Source organism: Acetobacter senegalensis, assembly GCF_001499615.1.
Lineage (GTDB): Bacteria > Pseudomonadota > Alphaproteobacteria > Acetobacterales > Acetobacteraceae > Acetobacter > Acetobacter senegalensis.
The window spans coordinates 16,645-35,885 of the sequence record NZ_LN606600.1; the positions used below are offsets into that span (position 1 = coordinate 16,645).

Annotated in this window: 14 protein-coding genes and 1 pseudogene; 11 read left to right on the top strand and 4 right to left on the bottom strand. The window is 55.7% G+C overall.

All coding sequences use genetic code 11. The annotated features are described in order from the left end of the window. The first annotated feature begins 43 nt into the window (after positions 1-43). From ASN_RS00100 to ASN_RS00115, 4 genes are all read left to right on the top strand, one after another. On the top strand, positions 44-1,828 hold the full coding sequence (locus tag ASN_RS00100) for an aminopeptidase P family protein (protein ID WP_058986875.1): 1,785 nt from the start codon (positions 44-46) through the stop codon (positions 1,826-1,828). 94 nt (positions 1,829-1,922) lie between these two features. Then, positions 1,923-2,954 carry an isocitrate/isopropylmalate dehydrogenase family protein gene (locus ASN_RS00105; RefSeq protein ID WP_006557089.1) on the top strand — a complete coding sequence of 344 codons (1,032 nt, stop codon included), beginning with the start codon at positions 1,923-1,925 and terminating at the stop codon, positions 2,952-2,954. 116 nt (positions 2,955-3,070) lie between these two features. Next, a complete protein-coding gene (locus tag ASN_RS00110) occupies positions 3,071-3,796 on the top strand; it encodes an NUDIX hydrolase (protein WP_231948308.1) in 726 nt (241 codons plus the stop codon). Next, positions 3,793-5,004, top strand: coding sequence for an MFS transporter (locus tag ASN_RS00115; protein WP_058986876.1), 1,212 nt, complete (start codon positions 3,793-3,795; stop codon positions 5,002-5,004). The genes ASN_RS00110 and ASN_RS00115 overlap by 4 nt, the downstream gene beginning before the upstream one ends. Positions 5,005-5,293: 289 nt before the next feature. On the opposite strand, the gene ASN_RS00120 is transcribed toward ASN_RS00115, so the two are convergent. The 3 genes from ASN_RS00120 to rpsD form a co-directional block, all read right to left on the bottom strand. Continuing rightward, the gene (locus ASN_RS00120) at positions 5,294-6,436 is read right to left on the bottom strand and encodes a glycosyltransferase family 32 protein (protein WP_058986877.1); all 1,143 of its coding nucleotides are present in this window, start codon (positions 6,434-6,436) and stop codon (positions 5,294-5,296) included. A gap of 358 nt (positions 6,437-6,794) precedes the next feature. Further along, entirely contained in the window at positions 6,795-8,342 is a 1,548-nt protein-coding gene (locus ASN_RS00125) for a peptide chain release factor 3 (RefSeq protein WP_035382376.1), read from the bottom strand. A gap of 102 nt (positions 8,343-8,444) precedes the next feature. Beyond that, entirely contained in the window at positions 8,445-9,062 is a 618-nt protein-coding gene (gene rpsD / locus ASN_RS00130; RefSeq protein ID WP_039903125.1) for a 30S ribosomal protein S4, read from the bottom strand. A 362-nt stretch (positions 9,063-9,424) separates the two neighbouring features. On the opposite strand from rpsD, the gene ASN_RS00135 reads away from it, so the two are divergent. Then, positions 9,425-9,979: an HdeD family acid-resistance protein gene (locus tag ASN_RS00135; RefSeq protein WP_058986878.1), complete on the top strand. Its 555-nt coding sequence runs from the start codon at positions 9,425-9,427 to the stop codon at positions 9,977-9,979. A 92-nt stretch (positions 9,980-10,071) separates the two neighbouring features. On the opposite strand, the gene nhaK2 is transcribed toward ASN_RS00135, so the two are convergent. Further along, positions 10,072-12,690: a Na+/H+ antiporter NhaK2 gene (gene nhaK2, locus ASN_RS00140; protein ID WP_058986879.1), complete on the bottom strand. Its 2,619-nt coding sequence runs from the start codon at positions 12,688-12,690 to the stop codon at positions 10,072-10,074. Between the two features lie 346 nt (positions 12,691-13,036). On the opposite strand from nhaK2, the pseudogene fumC reads away from it, so the two are divergent. From fumC to ASN_RS00170, 6 genes and pseudogenes are all read left to right on the top strand, one after another. Then, positions 13,037-14,484: pseudogene (gene fumC, locus ASN_RS00145) on the top strand (class II fumarate hydratase). A 141-nt stretch (positions 14,485-14,625) separates the two neighbouring features. Beyond that, a complete protein-coding gene (locus tag ASN_RS19360) occupies positions 14,626-14,883 on the top strand; it encodes a hypothetical protein (protein WP_157765066.1) in 258 nt (85 codons plus the stop codon). Then, positions 14,864-16,633, top strand: coding sequence for an ABC transporter substrate-binding protein (locus ASN_RS00155; protein ID WP_058986880.1), 1,770 nt, complete (start codon positions 14,864-14,866; stop codon positions 16,631-16,633). Before ASN_RS19360 ends, ASN_RS00155 begins: the two co-directional genes overlap by 20 nt. 514 nt (positions 16,634-17,147) lie before the next feature. Beyond that, positions 17,148-17,444 carry a hypothetical protein gene (locus tag ASN_RS00160; RefSeq protein ID WP_058986881.1) on the top strand — a complete coding sequence of 99 codons (297 nt, stop codon included), beginning with the start codon at positions 17,148-17,150 and terminating at the stop codon, positions 17,442-17,444. Further along, the gene (locus ASN_RS00165) at positions 17,441-18,907 is read left to right on the top strand and encodes a PepSY-associated TM helix domain-containing protein (RefSeq protein WP_197603312.1); all 1,467 of its coding nucleotides are present in this window, start codon (positions 17,441-17,443) and stop codon (positions 18,905-18,907) included. Before ASN_RS00160 ends, ASN_RS00165 begins: the two co-directional genes overlap by 4 nt. Next, on the top strand, positions 18,907-19,227 hold the full coding sequence (locus ASN_RS00170; RefSeq protein WP_058986883.1) for a DUF3325 family protein: 321 nt from the start codon (positions 18,907-18,909) through the stop codon (positions 19,225-19,227). The genes ASN_RS00165 and ASN_RS00170 overlap by 1 nt, the downstream gene beginning before the upstream one ends. The last annotated feature ends 14 nt before the right edge of the window (positions 19,228-19,241 follow it).

Here is a 19,241-nt window from a genome sequence, read left to right on the forward strand (position 1 = left end):
CCTTTCTTTACCGGCCCCCACATTCTTCCCTGCGAGGTTCCTTATGCCCTCTTCTTCCGCCACTCGCCTGAGCGCCTTGCGTAATCTGCTCAAACAGAACGGTCTGGATGGGCTGATTATTCCGCATAGTGATGAATTTCTGGGGGAATACACACCAGCCTGCGCAGAACGGCTGGAATGGCTGACCAATTTTTCCGGCAGTGCGGGCGCGGCAGTCGTGTTGCCAGAAACTGCTGCGGTGTTCTCTGATGGCCGTTACATCACCCAGATGGATCAGCAGGTGGATAAAAGCTGTTGGGAGCGGCAGCATATCATTCAAACACCGCCTTCTGTGTGGTTGGCCAAACATGCAGCGGCCGGTAGCCGCATCGGGTATGATCCGCGCATCATGAGCAGTGCGGAACTGCGGCCTTTCCAGAAAGCCGCCAAGTCCTTCTCTCTGGTGCCGACAGACGGCAATCTGATCGACCGCCTCTGGTCCGATCGCCCTGCCTTTCCTGCCGCTCCCGCTGTTGTTCATCCACTGGCCTATGCTGGCGAAGACTCGCACAGTAAACGGGTCCGTCTTGGTCAGTCTCTGGCGCAGACCGGTCTGACTGCGGCCGTGTTGAGCGATTCCGCATCCATTGCGTGGCTTCTTAATATTCGTGGCTCGGACATTCCCTGCACACCTGTCGTTCTGGCATTCGCCCTTCTTCATGCGGACGCCACGGTTGATCTGTTCCTGCAGGCCAGCAAACTCCCGGCAGATGTACGGGAATGGCTTGGCCCCGATGTGCGAGTGCATGACCCTGCAAAAATGGAAGCAGTTCTCGCTACTCTTGCAGGCCGGACTGTCGCCGTTGATCCCGCTACCAACGCCGTGTGGTTTGCAGAAACCCTTACCCGGCACGGCGCAATCGTGCAGGAAAGTTCTGACCCATGCCTGCTGCCCAAAGCGTGCAAGAATACCGTGGAACAGGAAGGCACACGTAAAGCGCACCTGAAAGATGGCATCGCCCTGTGTCGTTTTCTGCACTGGCTGGATACGGATGGTCAGGGCACCACAGAACTGAAAGCCGCTGCCAAGCTGGATGCGTTCCGGGCCAAAGGGGCAGACTACCGGGGTGAATCCTTCCCGGCCATTTCAGGGGCAGGCCCAAATGGAGCCATTATTCATTACCGCGTCACGCCGGAAACGGATCGCACGCTGAACGCCAACGAGGTCTATCTGATCGATAGCGGTGGGCAGTATCCTGAAGGCACAACCGATGTCACCCGCACAGTATGGACTGGCCCGGACACTCCCCCAGCCCCACTGAAAGAAACCTTCACCCGTGTGCTGAAAGGCAATCTGCGCCTTGGCCGCGCCCGTTTCCCGGTTGGCACAACCGGCAATGCGCTGGATACGCTGGCACGATTCGACCTCTGGCAGGCCGGGCTGGATTATGACCACGGCACGGGCCACGGCGTGGGCAGCTTCCTCTCCGTGCATGAAGGGCCTGCCCGTATTTCCAAGGTTCCGAACCCCATTGCCCTTCAGGCTGGCATGATCCTCTCCAACGAGCCGGGTTATTACGAGCCCGGCGCTTACGGCATCCGGCTGGAAACGCTGGTTCTGGTGCATTCCCTCCCCACACAGGAAGGCGCACGCCCCACCATGGGGTTTGAAACGCTGACACTGGCGCCATTCGACCGTCGCCTGATTGATCCGGGGATTCTCGGGGCGGAAGATATGGCCTTACTTGATGCCTACCATGCGCAAATCTTGGCCCTGATTGGCCCACATCTGCCTGAAGACGCCAGAAAATGGCTTGAAACGGCCTGCGCGCCCCTCAACAGGGCGTGAGGCAGAGGCGAAGTTGCGACTGGTCACGCAATTGGGAATCGCGTCACCAGCCGAACAGGCGCAGAAAAGCTGCGAAGTGAAGGGAGCTTCTAGAATGACGACAGACAGCAAAACCATCCCCGCTACTCTTATCGCCGGCGACGGTATCGGTCCCGAAATTGTGGAATCGGTGATCGAAATCCTTGATACGGTTGGGGCCCCGTTTGAATGGGACCGTCAACTGGCCGGTATGGCCGGGGTGGATGCGGTCAATGATCCGCTGCCAAAACAGACCATTGAGAGCATTCGCCGCACAGGCCTGGCACTGAAAGGCCCGCTGACCACTCCGGTTGGTGGCGGCTTCAAGTCCATTAACGTCACACTGCGTCAGGAGTTCGGCCTGTTCGCCAACCTGCGCCCGACCAAGACCATTGTTCCCGGCGGCCGGTTCGACAAGATCGACCTGGTTCTCTTCCGTGAGAACCTTGAAGGCTACTATGCCGCCATGGAGCACTACATCCCGGTGGGTGAAGACCCCAAGGGCATTGCACTGAGCTCCGGCTTCAATTCCCGTGCGGAATGCCGCCGCATTGTGAAGTTTGCGTTCGAATATGCGGTCAAGAACAACCGCAAGACCGTAACCATTGTTCACAAAGCCAACATTCTGAAGCTGCTGACCGGCCTGTTCCTTGAAGAAGGCCGTAAGGTTGCTGAAGAATACAAAGGTCGCGTTGCCTTCAACGAACGGATTGTTGACGCCTGCGCCATGCAGCTTGTCATCAACCCGTGGCAGTTTGACGTGATTGTCACCACCAACCTGTTTGGTGACATCCTGTCTGACCTCACGGCCGGTCTTGTTGGCGGTCTGGGCATGGCTCCGGGCGCAAACATTGGTGAAAAAGCCGCCGTGTTTGAAGCCGTTCACGGTTCCGCACCGGACATTGCCGGCAAAGGCATTGCCAACCCGCTGGCCCTGCTGCTGGCTGCCGTCATGATGCTTCAGCACATTGGCCGTCAGGATCTGGCTGACCGTATTGATCTCGCCATCAAGAAAGTCATCACGGATGGTGGTCTGCGCACGAAGGATCTGGGTGGCGACGCCACAACCAAGGATCTGACCGCGGCCCTGAAACAGCAGCTCGTCTGATTTCAGGCTGACAGAACGGGAGGCAGGCTTTTCTGCCCGCCTCCCTTTTCTTGGCCATCTGTAATTTTACTTTTAAATTTCACTCTTTTTACAAATTTCCGATCAGATTGCGTATCATGCCCGACATGATACCCAGCTTTTCCGGTCAGTGGCCGCTCCTCCGGCTTTCCCCTGCCTGTACCATTCGCGTGTCTTCGTCCACGCCTTCGCTTTCGCACACACTCGAAACGGAGATAACCAACCTCTGGGCGCAGGCTCGCCAGAAAACGCCCGCCTTGTTCAATGGCTGCGTCTTCACGGCTGACCGCGTTACCGCCACCACCATATCCGGGCACTGGACAGAATACCGGCGAGTTTTTGCCCAGATGAAAAACCCCGCTCTTTTTCCTCATCTGCGCCTGCAATCGTTGGCCGTGATCGGTCTTCTTGAAACACCCGATGGATACGTTCTGGGCCGACGGCACCCTTCCTCGCTCTATCAGGGAAATTTCTGGCAAAGCCCCCCGGCAGGCAGCATTGAAAAACGTGGAGAATGCGCGGATGTCTCTCTCCCAGAGCAAATCCTAGCCGAAGCAGAAGAAGAACTTGGGCTAACAGCGCATGACCTTACCGTAGGGGCTCCGCAACTGATCTGCCGCCATCCGGGCACCCGCATTCTGGATATCGGCCTTTCCCTTCACACCTCTTTACCTTTCAAAGAAGTGGAGGAACGCTGGCAAAGCTGCGCCAATCAGGAATATGACCAGCTTGCTCTTGTTCCTAAAAAGGAGATTGCAAGCTGGCTGCAACGCCCAGATCTCCTCCCTACTTCCCGTGCTCTGCTGGAAGCCGTCTCTCCATGAACAAACCCACTTCTTCTCCCGTTTCTTCAGGGCATCCAGAGCAGGAAGGACTGACGCCTCATCTGGTTATGGTGATTGCCGCTGCGTGCGGGTTGATTGTGGCCAATCTTTATTACGCGCAGCCACTGGCTGGTCCGATCAGCGCCGCGCTGGGTATGTCCGCAAGTCAGGCTGGCCTGATCGTGACCATGACACAGATGGGCTACTGCCTTGGCCTATTGCTGATTGTCCCACTGGCTGACCTGCTGGAAAATCGTAGCCTCATCGTCTGGATGACGCGGCTTGTCATGCTGGCGCTGCTGGTTCTTCCTTTTTCCAGCCACCCTGTTCCGTTTCTACTCGCAATAGGACTGGTCGGGCTGCTCTCCGTCGCCGTGCAGATTCTGGTGCCATTTGCCGCCCATCTTGCACCAGAGGCAATCCGAGGGCGCGTGGTAGGTAATGTCATGAGCGGCCTCATGATGGGCATCATGCTGGCACGCCCTGTTTCCAGCTTTGTTGCTCAGTTTTTTTCCTGGCAGACCATTTTCCTGCTATCCGCTGGTGTCATGCTGGCTCTGTCCATTGTGCTCCAGCGCGTCTTGCCACAGCGCGTCCCCATAACGCAGAGCAGTTATCGTGATCTCCTGCTCTCCATGGTGTATTTGCTCACTCATACGCCGGTACTGCAAAGACGGGCCTTTTACCACGCCTGCATGTTCGGAGCGTTCAGCCTGTTCTGGACCGTTACCCCCCTTCTTCTCGCCGGAGCGCCGTATCTGTTTTCCCAAGGGAAAATAGCACTTTTCGCATTTGTTGGTGTAGCAGGAGCCATTGCTGCCCCCATTGCAGGACGCATTGCGGACAAAGGCTGGACCTGGCCCGCAAGCCTTGCTGCTATGGGAATAGCGTCCCTCGCCTTTCTCTCGACCTGGCTGTTTCAACAACCCGGCCTGTTTGTTCTGGCGCTCTGCATTGCAGGCGTGGCGATTGATTTTGGTGTCACTGCAAATCTGGTATTGGGGCAGCGTGCCTTGTACGTGCTTGCGCCGGAACACCGCGCGCGCCTTAACGGCCTATATATGGCCATCTTTTTTCTGGGCGGCGCCGCTGGCTCAGCTTTGGGAGCCTGGACATACGCCCACGGCGGCTGGATATGGGCTTCAACATTAGGAGCCGCTCTACCTGCCCTCGCCTTCCTTGTCTGCCTGACGGAAAAACGCACTTGACACACAAAATCTTAACAGAATTGCTCAGTTAATCTTCAAGCGGTTTATATACCTAAGAAACAATACGGTTTTCGAGTGCTGGCCTACAGCGAAAAGACAACAGGAACATTCATATATCCTGTAGCAGCTCTGCCCCTCCTGTAGAACCAGCAACAGCCAAAACCGTTCGCACTCAAATCATCTAAACAAATACCTGCACGCCGTTCTCAAAAACACAACGACATTATTGTATCTTTCTAATTTCAGATTCTTCATTACAATCCACATTCATCAGAGAGAAAAAATCTTTTCACAGCAAATTGCCTTGCTGGATGACCTCCTCAAATTTCGACTGATCATAGAGTTTGACCCGTTCCTCATTGGGAATACCCTGCAGAACGCGAAAAGCCGTGCGAGAAAGCGCACGATTAAAGATGCCTGGCCCTGTTTTATAAGCCATATGAAGATGTTTATGCTTATAACAATTATTATACAGAATACGCAGGCACTCTTCCATAATACTGCTTTTGGCGACCGTACCATAAAAATCATTATGGCTGACAAAATTCGGCTTCAAGAACAGAACAACATCATCTTTCTGATCCAGCATGAACTGTAGAGCCGCTTCCCCCCGAATGCGGGCATTGGCATCCAGCCACCAACCACCAAGTAGGTTGGTCACATGCACCCGCAGGAAGTCAGCAGCTTCCGCAGGATGGCGCATGGAAAGGAAAAACTTACGCGCTTCAACACCATAATATTCATACAACCAAGAAGCTGCTTTTTCCTGATTAAAAACCTCAATTTCCAGATCAGGAATACTTTGATGGAAATAAATATTTTCATTTATTTCTTCTGTCGGCTCTTTATCCCAATACATAAAGAGCTTTCTGGGAATCGTCCTTCCAGTTTCTACTTCTGGCATATCACTATTAAAAAGGCTGGGCTGAATTTTTTGTGCTATTTCCAAATAGAGCCAGTCAATTTCTTCTCCACTCAAGAATTCTTCAAAAGCGTTTCCGATATGGGTCAGTGCTTCTTTGTTATCGCCCCCCCGCCAAGCAGACGCAATGCCTTCAATATAATTGACGTACGGGCGCGACAGGCCGGCAAGCGTTTGTAAATCATGCTCAGGCAATGGTTTGCCAGCCTTGAGAAGACACAGCAGACGCACCTGCATCAGAGACTGTGGAAGCGGGTATTGGTCCATATTTGCAACTCGAATACGAAACGCTACCCCATAAATACAGGCTGCTTCAAATGGCTTTTGATTCCGGTGTAGGATATTGGCGATAGTAAAGGCGTGCTCAAGCACCGTTCCGCCATGATGGCCAAAATACTCCATGGCCTGATGATCGCGCTCAATGCACTCAATTTCAAAGGGCATTGGCTCGGAAGGATAAATATCCAGTGTATTTTCTGCTACCAGCGCGTCTAATGTTTTTTCAGTCATAAAAAACTGCCTAACCTCGCATTGTTAGGACTATATTTAATCCAGAATTCCTAATTTTCAAAGTAGCGATCATAACCCTGACGAGACTAAATAGACTGAATAAAAAGCATACCAAACATTTAACAGAAGAATCAGAATTCTTAACAAAGAACTGAAGAAAAAACAGCAAGCATATTTTGAGACTATACCGGTCTCGCTATGCAACATCTTGATGTAACCTAGCTTCCCACCAGAGAATATCCCTCAATGCGAAGAACATATTGCTCCCGCGGACCTAAAGAAACACTCAAAATATCACGAAAAGGAACCTCTGACTGGGTAAGCACAATCAGAGGCAAGCCCTTCTGCCCCATTGGTCCTATTTAATTTCAATCCCGATCTGCTTGATGTCGTGAAAGGTGATATCCGGGTTCTGTTCCTGGGTACGGCGCATCATGAAAGCCGAGGTAGCCAGGAACACAGGGTCATCATCCAGATCATCCGCCATGGCGCTTCGATTGATTTGAGCGAAGATTTCAATTTTATCACGAGGCCCGGTAATCCAGCGCGCCAAAGAGAACGGGGTGGCATCAAAACCGATTGCCACGCCATATTCCGCCTTCAGCCGTGCCTGAAGCACATCAAGCTGCAGGGTACCCACAACCCCGACAATCGGTTGCGCTCCATCCTGCGGGCGGAAAAGCTGCACCACCCCTTCTTCAGCAAGCTGGGTGAGCGCCTGCTTCAGTTTTTTGGCTTTCATGGCATCATCCAGCCGCACACGACGCAGGATTTCCGGCGCAAAATGCGGCACACCAGTAAAGCTGAGGTTTTCGCTTTCTGTCAGTGTGTCTCCAATACGCAGGGTGCCATGGTTGGGAATACCCACAACATCACCTGCAAAGGCTTCCTCCGCCAGTTGCCGGTCACGCGCGAAAAAGAACTGCGGTGTATGCACGGCAAAATTCTTGCCTGTGCGCGTATGCAGCAACCGCATGCCGCGCGTAAGCTTACCTGAACAGATCCGCGCGAAAGCAATACGGTCCCGGTGGTTCGGGTCCATATTCGCCTGAATTTTGAAGACCAGAGCCGTCATGGCTGGTTCATCCGCTTTGACTGTGCGGGTTTCAGCCACCTGATTTCGGGGAGACGGCCCAAAGGATACCAGAGCATCCAGCAGGTCTGTCACGCCAATTTCCTTCATGGCGCTACCGAAGAACACGGGGGTCAGATGCCCGGCGTCAAACGCTTCCCGGTCAAACTGTGGCAGGGCTGCCTCGGCCAATTCCAGTTCTTCTGCGAGCTGAATCATACGCGGGTCAGATTGCGGAAGCTCTTCCTGAGTATGCAGTTTCTTGGTGAGCAGATCATACGTGCCCACGAACTTCGCTGCACGCCCCACGGGCCACGTTGCTGGCGAGGTATCCAGCGCCAGAGAAGATGCCACTTCATCCAGAAGTTCAAACGGGTCCTGCGCTTCACGGTCCATCTTGTTGATGAAGGTGACAATCGGGATGTCACGCAGGCGGCAGATTTCAAACAGCTTGCGTGTCCGGTCCTCAATCCCTTTAGCCGCGTCAATCACCATGACGGCGGAATCCACTGCCGTCAGTGTGCGGTACGTATCTTCGGAAAAGTCTTCATGTCCCGGGGTATCAAGCAGGTTGAAGATGCACCCGCCATATTCAAACGTCATCACGGAACTGACGACGGAAATTCCACGGTCACGCTCAATACTCATCCAGTCCGAGCGTGTACGGCGGCGCTCACCTTTGGCACGTACGTTCCCGGCAAGCTGAATGGCCCCACCAGCGCGCAGAATCCGTTCCGTCAACGTGGTTTTACCGGCGTCCGGATGCGAGATGATTGCAAAAGTGCGGCGACGGGCAATTTCCGTGCTCAGTTCGGTAACGGGCGCATCAGACATGGGGAACAATCCGGCTGGAAAAGACAAGGGACTAAAACGGCAAACGCCGGGTAAGGAGGTTGCCCTCCACCCGGCGCTGCACAGATCGGGCCGAAGCGCCGATTAACGGGAGTAGTATTCCACCACCAGGTTCGGTTCCATCTGCACCGGATACGGCACGTCAGAGAACTTCGGACCACGGATGAAGGTGCCCTTCATCTGGCGGTGATCAACTTCCATGTATTCCGGAACATCGCGTTCGTTGGTCTGCGTCGCATCCAGAACGATAGCAAGCTGCTTGGACTTTTCGCGGATTTCAATCACGTCGCCATCTTTAACCAGATAGGACGGGATGTTCATCTTGCGGCCATTCACCAGCACGTGGCCATGGTTGATGAACTGACGCGCAGCAAACGGCGTGATGGCGAACTTCATGCGGTAGATAACCGCATCCAGACGACGCTCAAGCAGGTTGATCAGGTTTTCAGACGTATCACCCTTGCGGCGCACGGCTTCCTGATAATACCGACGGAACTGCTTTTCGCTGATGTTACCGTAGTAGCCCTTCAGCTTCTGCTTGGCCATAAGCTGCACAGAATAGTCAGAAGGCTTGCCCTTACGGCGCTGACCATGCTGGCCGGGACCATATTCACGACGGTTAACCGGAGACTTTGCACGGCCCCACAGGTTGACGCCAAGGCGACGGTTAATCTTGTACTTGCTCTCGAGGCGCTTGCTCATTCTGCGCTCTTCTCTTCCACTACTGCAAAACAGGCCAGCCTGCGCCACCCTGCCTGCCATTGCGCCGGTAGTCTCTGTCCCCCACGGATCAGAGCGGGCGCAGTCCGTATCACCGCCAGATGGGAGCATAGTCCATCTGTCAGCCGTCCTGTCCACATTCCCGGCAATGGGGGCAGCCATTACGGAAAGACTGGCTTTGTGTCAATCTTTTCCGCGCGAAAAGTCCCCTACTGCCGCCTTCTGCTCCCCAGAATTGAGTTAAGACAGCACGCCCCGAACCAACAGCCTGCGGTATTTGTATCAGTCCTTTCGCAATTGGCGTATCGTGGTCTTATTAAACGGTCAGAAAAGGATATTCTGCCATGCCATTCGCCAAAAAATGGGGGCTCTTTGTAGCGCTCGGCGCCGCCCTGATCATTCTGGGCTTTATTGCTGCCATTGATGCCGTCTCCGTAACACTCGCCAGCACCATTTTCATCGGCGTGCTGCTGATTATTGCTGGCACCATGCAGATGATCCACGCCTTTGCCGTGCGGGACTGGGGCGGGTTCCTGTTCTCCCTTCTGGCAGGGGTACTCTATATCATCGCCGGGGTCATGATTATTGAAGAACCGGTAACGGGTGCCGGTATGATCACACTGTTTGCAGCCGCCTGTTTTATTGTGGTGGGCATCATGCGCTGCATTCTGGCTATCCAGTCACGCGGCCTGCCGGGCTGGGGCATTGTCCTGTTTGGCGGCGTAATCAGCCTGCTGGTCGGCCTGAGCCTCTACTTTACGCTGCCGTGGTCCGGGCTGTGGCTGATTGGCACCTTCATTGCTGTCGAACTGATTGCCAGCGGTATTGGCTGGGTGCAGATCGGGCTGGCACTGCGCCAGAGTGAAAGCAACCAGTTTCCTCCCTCCAGCGGGTTCTGACAGTCCGCAGGAAAACAGAAAAGGGGGCGTCCGACCATGTGGCGGACGCCCCCTTTTTTATCTTCATACAACCGCCAGAATCTTTCCTACAGTCATTCCTTCTCTGCGGAAGCCGCGGGAGGTGGCAGCCGGTTACGGTCCATGCTCAAAAGCGCCTGAGCGGCCATGCCGGGCTGTTCCGCCCCTTCACCGCCCCCCTTGTCACCCGGCACCAGCTTGATGGCCCGGTCACCGTCTTCGCGTTTGCGCCGCAGCTTCTCAATATTCTCAAGAACAACCGGATATTCTTCCACCAGACGACGGAAGCGGGACGCGCTGATCACCATGAAGTGCCCGAACTGCACCGCACGGATACTCGCCGGACAACGCTCATTCTTGTAAGCGCCCAGAGCGCCTATCAGGTCGCCCGCTCCATACAGGATATCCCGCTCGGCAATATGAGCCTCAGCCAGACCCGCGCTAATGAAATAGACATTCCGGATACGCCGCCCGCGCCGACAGATCATCTCCTGCGGGGCCACAAACCGAAGGGATGTGGTGGTGGCCAGATCATGCAACTCGGCCCCCGGCAGCCCGCGGAACACAGCGGCATGCTTCAGACGGCTTTCAATGCCGCTTTTGAGGTCAAAGCTCAAAGGCTTGTCCAGACGGCTGCGGCGGCGTTCCAGTTCCTTCATCAACTCACGGTTCAGTTCATCACTGATGAGCGATTCAGAGAGCAAGGAATCATACTCCTCCCCTTCCAGCCGCAGAACAATCTGGCGGAAAATCCGGTTTTCCAGCGCTTCTGAATAGCCGTGATAATGCAGCCGCAGCGTTTCCAACGCCTCGTTCAGCAGTTTGCGCTGGCGCTGCAACACCTCGGCCACAATCTCGCCAATACGCGGCCCAAGCGTTGGCTCCAGCCGCTCCCTCATGAAACGGGTCAGCGAGATGGACACGAAATGCGCCACCATCAGCATTTCAAACCGCTCAGCCATGCACAGCATAAGGGGCCGATCAATCCGCAGATGGTTGTGGATCCATTGCGCGGTCTTGAAGCGCAGTGAAGGGCTGAGCCGCCGCCGCAAGGCGCGAACATAGCCCAACCGCCCTTCAAGCCGTGCGCCATCAATGGCCGCTTCAGCACTCCGTAGCAGGGTTTCCATCACCCGGCGGGAAAGCCCCTGAATGCGGAACAGATCCAGCAGGAGCGAGCGTTCCTGGCTGGCAATGGTAATCAGCGCCAGGTTCACACGCTGCGTATCACCCAGCGCCGTATCAAACTCGTTGGCGGCCTGCTCTTCATCCGCCCGCCGATCAATCTGTTGCAAAACCGGACGTGTGGCATCGGTGGAGAACCCAAGTTCGTCCCCCATTTTCTCCGCCCGTTCCTTTACCTTATCCAGACCAATACTGAGCACCTGATGCCGCATGGCTTCATCAATGGGTGAAAGCTTGTCCAGCTTCAGGAACAGCACCAGAGACCGCAAAGTGGTCCCATTGAGCAGAAGCGTGATGAGCACAAACCCTGTGGCGATAATCCCGATAAAATGCGCCACCGGGGTAGAAACCCGTTCGTTCTCCGTCACAGCCAGCGCCAGCGCCAGTGTGATGGCACCGCGCAGGCCACCCCATACCATGGTGACCTTGAACGGTGTGGGCACCGGCGGAGAAAGTTTGGTCATGGCCAGAAAAGGCAACAGCCCGAACACCACGGCTCCACGCGCGGCCAGACCGGCCACGCTGGCAATCAGGATAAGCACACAATCCCACCGGGTCATGCCCACCAGCAGATGGGGCACCAGCATGGAGGCCAGAACAAACACCAGAGAACCGGCCCAGAACACAAGCTGCTGCCACAATTGGTTCAGGAACAACCATGTCTGCGGACGGAAGGTGGATGGCCCATAGACGGAAAGCGTCAGCCCGGCAGCGGCCGTGGCCACCACGCCAGATACCCCCAGAAATTCATCAGAAACGATATAGGCCACATAAGGCAGCGCCACCGTAAGCGTAATTTCCGCCGCCGGGGAGCCGCCCAGTGCCGTGATCATCATGAGGGTCAACTGGCCGAAAACCACCCCCACAATCAGCGCGCCCACAAAGGAAATCACGAAGGAAATCACGGCCTCGCCGGGGTGAATGGCGTGGTGCAGCGTGACCGATGGCAGCAGGATGGAGAAGATGGAAATGGCGGCGGCATCGTTCAGAAGCGCTTCCCCCTCCACCAGCCGGGTCAGGCGGGTAGCGGCCCCGATGTCACGGAAAATACCAGCCACGGCGGAGGGATCTGTTGTCGCCACAATGGAGCCAAGCAGCAGGCAGACCACCAGCGGCATCTGGGCAAAAGGCAGCAATGCAAAGCCAATGGTGGCCGTGGAAACCACAACCGCCACAACGGCCAGTAGCAGCACGGTTGCTGTTTCATGCGCCAGCCGCCGGACATCAATGGCCAATGCGCCCTGAAACACCAAGGCAGGCAGGAAGATAAGCAGGAAGGCTTCACTGTTTATAGGGAAGTCCAGCAGCATTTCCGCCAGACCGTTCAGCGCCGCCAGATGCGAATTGCGTAGCGCAAAATCCGCCAGACTGCCGATAATGATGCCGACAATAGCCAGCAACACTGTTTCTGAAAGTTCAAGCCTGCGCGCTATGGGCTGTACCGCGCTTACAATAACAAGAAGAAGCCCAATGGCGAGCAGTACCGCAGCCAGACCCGTTACCGCCATGCTCTTTTAGCCTCTCCGTCCAGAATCGATCTTATTCTCAGCAGCCTCCCATATCGTGCTGATAAGGCACCAAAATGGCGGGGGCTCCCGTCTATTTTGTTTTTGCTTCTAACACGTGACCGATCGGTCAGACCACACCCGTTCATGATATTTCGCAAACCAGACAAAAACCTTATCACCTCATAGCTGCCTTCATCCCTAACGCAGCGGAAGCGAAATGGTCTCTTACTTGTGACCTGTCTTCTCAGAGTCTTCACCCTGCGGCGCACGTTAAGCGCCCCATATTGCTAAGGGCGCGGCACGCCCTCCGGGGTCTGGGCCAGAACAGCAAGGGGAAACCAGAACAATGACTTCAGCACCCACGATCACATCCTGTCCCATCGGTATTCAGGCCGAAGGCACCCGGAGGGAACGGGATTCCATGGGAGAAATTGAAGTCCCGGCCAATAAATACTGGGGCGCGCAGACACAGCGCAGTCTGATCCATTTCTCAATCGGCACGGACCGCATGCCGCTGCCCCTGTATCATGCCTACGGCGTTGTCAAAAAAGCGGCAGCACTGGTAAACGCAGCCGATGGTCGTATGCCGCAATGGAAAGCGGACCTCATCGCCCGCGTGGCGGATGAAGTCACGGCTGGCAAACTGGATGACCATTTTCCGCTGTTTGTATGGCAGACCGGCTCTGGCACCCAGACCAACATGAACGTAAACGAGGTTATCGCCAACCGCGCCATTCAGCTTGCGGGTGGGGAAATAGGGTCTAAAAAGCCCGTTCACCCCAATGATGACGTGAATATGGGGCAGTCGAGCAATGACTCCTTCCCCACCGCCATGCATGTGGTCACGCTGCTGGAAATAGAAGACCGGCTGATACCCAGCGTTGAAAAGCTGATTGAAACCATTCACAGCAAGGCGGATGAATGGATGGATGTGGTCAAGATCGGCCGCACCCATTTGCAGGATGCTGTGCCTCTTACCGTAGGGCAGGAATGGTCGGGCTGGGCCAGTCTTCTGGAAGACGCACTGAAAAACCTGCGCCACGCGCGGGAAGCTCTGTTTGAACTGGCGGCAGGCGGCACGGCCGTCGGCACAGGGCTGAATGCGCCTCCGGGTTTCAGCAAAGCCATTGCCCGCAAGATTGCGGAGCTTACTGGCCGCCCCTTTGTCACCGCCCCCAACAAGTTTGCCGCCCTGAGCGGGCTGGACGCCATGGTCCGCGCCTCCGCCGGGTTACGCGGGTTGGCGGTGCCCTGCTGAAAATTGCCAATGACATGCGATGGCTGGCCTCTGGCCCCCGGTGCGGGCTGGGTGAACTGAGCCTGCCGGAAAACGAGCCCGGCTCCTCCATCATGCCCGGCAAGGTCAACCCGACCCAGTGTGAGGCCATGGTCATGATTGCCACACAGGTGCTGGGCAATGACAATACCGTGGCCGTAGCCGCCAGTCAGGGCCAGCTTGATCTGAACGTGATGCGCCCGGTCATTCTGGCCAACTGCCTGCACAGCATCCGCATTCTGGCCGATGGCTGCCACAATTTCCGGGTCTTTTCGGTTGAAGGGACGGAGATCAACCGGCCAAAACTGGCTCAGTATGTCAACGGCTCCGTCATGCTGGTCACGGCTCTCAGCCCGGAGATCGGGTATGACAAATCTGCTGAAATTGCCCATATCGCCATTGAACATGATCTCAGCCTGAAAGACGCGGCCCTGAAATCCGGCTATCTGGACAGCGCCACATTTGACCGGCTGGTAAACCCGCTGGATATGGTGGGTAAAGGCACGGCTGGAGCCTGAACATCAGGCATCTTTTCCCCTGAGAAGAATACCGGTATGGTTGCCGCATGAAACGTTTTACATGTCGCCTTCTGGCTTTTCAGGGTCTGATGCTTGTCAGCGTGCTGGGGCTGAGCGCGTGCGCGGATTCCCATCCGAAGCATGTCTATCATCCCCGCTCCCACCATGGAGAAGGCACCCCACGTTGGTACCGTCCGCCTGCATCTTCCTCCCCTTCCTACCGGTAAAGGGGCAGGAGATATCATGCCAGGCAAACTGGTAAGGCTCGGAATTATTGTTGTCACTCTTGTTCTGGGCATTTACGTGCTCAGCGGTGTGTACAAAAATTTCTCTCACCTCATGGTGCCAGATCAAGACGCACCGCCTGCTGTGGATACCAATGCCCCTAAGAGCCCATAGCGGCCGTAAAGGCTGCGGGCCAGGACATGAAGCACGGTTCAAACGCCTGTTTCTGGCCGGAGGGTGCGCGCTCGGTCTGCTCACGGCTGGTAGCCTTCACGCCCAGACACCCCAACCGCGGAAAGAAGGGCAACTGATATCCCCGTCCCTTCTCGCGGCGCATCGAGGGGGCACCTTACGGTTGGTCGCCGCAGCGTCGGGCGGAACGCTTGATCCGCACATCAATTACTCCGGCAAATACATCAACCTGTTTGCTGTCGTGTATGACGGACTGACCACTTTCAAAAAAGTGCCCGGCCCAGACGGCAATACGGTTGTGGCGGATCTGGCAGAGACCCTGCCTGCCCCGCAGGACGGTGGCCGGACCTATGTGTTCACCCTCCGCCCCGATATCCATTTTTCCAATGGCCGGACTGTGACCACTGCGGATGTCGCCGCCTCCATGCGCCGTATCTTCCGGGTAGGCTCTCCTACCGCAGGGTCATTCTATTCTGCCATCGTAGGGGCTGATCTGTGCCTGAAGGAGCCTGCCACCTGCACACTCAGCGGTGGCGTGGTAGAAGACCCGGCACACCGGACCATTACCTTCCACCTGTCATCACCTGATACTGAATTCCTTCAGAAGCTGGCTTTTACGCACGCTGTTATTGTGCCAGCGGATACGCCTGACCATGACATAGGCAACACGCCCATCCCCAGCACGGGGCCGTATGCCATAGCGTCGTATGATCCCAACAAATCCCTTGTTCTGAACCGTAATCCCGCATTCAGGGAATGGAGCGCGGAAGCCCAGCCTGACGGCTATCCCGACACCATAACCTACAGCTTTGGCATTCCGGACGAAGCTGCTGTCACAGCGGTAGAAAACGGCCAGTATGACTGGATGGAGGGAAGCATTCCCATGGACAGGCTGGGCGAGCTGGGCAGCCGCTACACGGCGCAAACGCATGTCATGCCGCATGCAGCCATGTATTTTCTGCCCATGAACGTCAATCTGCCACCCTTCAATGTTCAGAAGGCCCGGCAGGCCGTGAATTATGCCCTGAACCGCAAGGCCATGGTCATTTTCTATGGCGGCCCCGGCATCGCCCGTCCCCTGTGTGGCATGCTGCCGTCTTCCCTGCCGGGTGCGACGGATTTCTGTTTCTACACCAAAGGTGCCTCCCCCTCCGCACCCGCTCCACGCTGGAGCGCCCCTGATCTGGAAAAAGCGCGCCAGCTTGTGCGCGAAAGTGGCACAGCCGGGCAGAAAGTGACCCTGATCACGGCCAACACCAGTGTGGACATGGCCATGGGCACCTGGGTGCGGGACATGCTGCAAAGCCTGGGCTATCAAGCCACACTGCGTCCGCTCAGCAGTTCTGTGGCCTTTAATTACATGCAGAATACGTCCAACAAGGTGCAGATTGCCCTTAAAGACTGGTCTGCCGACTATCCTTCTCCATCCAATTTTCTGGATGATCTGCTGGGGTGCGAGAATTTCCACCCCAATTCAGACAGTTCCATCAATATTCCCGGCTTCTGTGACAAACGCATTCAGGCGTTGATGGACCGCGCCAAGACAGACGTCTCCCTCACCCCGCAGCAGAGCGAAGCCCTGTGGCGTGAAGCCGATAAACTGGTGATGGAACAAGCCCCCATCGCGCCCCTGATTGAGAAAGACACCGTTCTGCTGACTTCCCCACGGTTGGGCAATTTTTTCTACACGACGGTAAACCAGCTCTTTTTCTCACAGGTGTGGGTCCAGTAAGCTCATAAAGCGCTGCTTTTCGGGTTTATCCACAGAATCTGTGGATGAAAATTGGGATAATCACGGGATGACACGGGGACACCTTGTTGGTCCCTCTTCCCCGTCCCACAAAAATATTCTCCTCTGATGACCAACGGAGAGACTCCCCCACCCCAAAAACCCTCTTTTCCCGTTATCCACAGAATCTGTGGATAGACTTCCGGACAACATTGGGACGAGTACGGGATGAGGCTGGACAGCATTTTTGTTGTTTTGAAAAAATCCTTTCTGCACAAGGATCATCAGAAAGACGCATTCTCTGGATTATCTCGATCTTTCATCCCGCCGCACGGGTGACCTTTGCGCTTAATCTTACAAAGCAGCGAGAAATCTGATTTTACCTCACCCAAATATTGCAAATAAGTCGCAAAACAAACATGGTGCCCCAGAGCAGGCGGGACCTGATACGTCTCCCATCCGTTTTTCCTCTTTCCTCTAGGGCTCTCCGCTGTCCTGCGTGACTGTTTCTTTTCCCATGATCTCGTCTTTCGCCCTTCGTAAACACGCAATTCTTGCCATTACGGCCCGCGTTGTCGCCGGGGTGGGCGGTGGTTATGCATCTTCAGCCCTGCTGGCCATTGCAGCCGCCTCTGCCCTGCCCCTTTCCCGGCCTGAGGCAGCAATCCTGTCCACGTTGCTCGCGCTCATCTGCTGGCCTGTCATGATGATACTGTGCTTCAGCGCCCGCACCGCCGTCCACGCATGGGGAGCCACGGTTGCTTTCTGTCTTGTGGTAGGGGCTGTTGCCATTCTTGCTGGGTGGCGGCCATGAAACCCACTTTTCGGGCCTGTATGGCATGGCTGCACACATGGTCCGGGCTGACCATGGGCTGGCTGCTGCTGGCCATGACATTGGCGGGAACACTCAGTGTTTTTCGTCCTGAAATCAACACATGGATGCGGCCTGAACTCAGAACTCCGAGCACCGTCAATCCGGATATGGCAACACAGACGGCCATACAATGGCTTTCCGTCCATGCTGCCAAATCCCCAACATGGTATCTTGAAGCGGCAAACGCTCGTGCGCCTTATGTTCAAGCCTTGTGGCTGGAGGGAGATGCCTATCAGGATCATGCTCTCGATCCACAAACCGGCAGCCCCTCCCCATTACGTGACACACGCGGAGGAGATTTTTTCTACCGTTTCCACTTTGAACTACAGCTTCCTTATCCATGGGGCAGGCTGATCGCGGCTGTCGCCGCCATGGCGCTTGTCCTCATTCTGTTGACAGGCATTATCGCTCATAAGCGTATTTTCCTGGATTTTTTCACATTCCGCCCCAACAAAGGGCAGAGAAGCTGGCTGGATGCTCATAATCTGCTGGGCGTGGCCGCCCTGCCATTTCACCTGATGATTGCCTTCACCGGCGCGCTGACACTTGCCAACATGCTGATGCCGTGGGGGCTGACCACGCTTTACCATCAGGACTTCTCCGCACTGGAGCATGATTTCAACCCCGCTGGTATAGAACGGCCAGCTTCCGGCAAAGCAGGAACACTGGCCCCCATCGGCCCGGTTCTGGCTGACATAAACCACCGTTTTGCCCCCAACCGTCTGATACGCCTGACCATCAGCAACCCATCAGATGCAGCTTCCGTCATTCAGGCTATTGCAGCCCCCAGTGCCTCTGGCGTGGGGGTGGAAACCCATACCCTCAGTTATGATGGAACAACGGGCACGCTCCTGGCTGAACACAAAGAATCCCGGCCCATCATGGGGTTTTACCGTTTCCTTTACGGGTTGCATGTGGCCCATTTCGCGCCGGTTTTCACACGTTGGCTCTATTTTCTATCGGGTCTGGGTCTTGCTGGTGTTATTGCCACCGGCCTGCATTTATGGACCAGCAAGCGTTGCCAGCGTCACCGGGGCTTCGGGTTCAGGCTGGTTGAGCGCGTCAATGTTGGCATGATAGGGGGAATTCCCACAGCATTTGCCTGCTTTTTCCTTGCCAACCGCCTATTGCCGCCTTCTCTGGCCACACGCGCCCAGATTGAAGTTCAGACAGTGTTCTGCGTATGGGCCATTCTGCTTCTATATGCCGCCGTACGTCCTGCCACAGTGGCATGGCGAGACCTGCTGGGCATGGCTACTCTGGCGTGCCTCGGCGTGGCCCTTCTCAACGGGCTACCTGTAACCCCATTGCAAATTGGCGTTGGCGTGACAGCATTTTCTCTGACCTGCCTGTTTTCTTACGCCACATGGCGCATGGCTTGCGCGGCAAAGGAGAAATCCTGATGCTGCTGCCCATTGCCTGTCTGGCGCTGGCGGCTGTGTGCCTGTTAGCTTTTGCTACTCCGCGCCAAGCCACCACACTCTTTACGCCACCTTTATTGCCCCGCCATCAATCATTCTTACGCACAGCGGGATTTTTCCTGTTGGCAACTTCGTTTTTACTGTGCTGCCTTGCCGCACATGCAGCAAGGATGCTGCTGGCCCTTACCGGTCTGCTCGGCGTCTATGCCGTCCTGATCGCACTCTGCTGCACCGCGTGGATGCACTGGAAAAAAACGCCATCACCCGCCCGCAAAATAACACGCACAGATCACAAACACTGACGCTTTACTCTCAC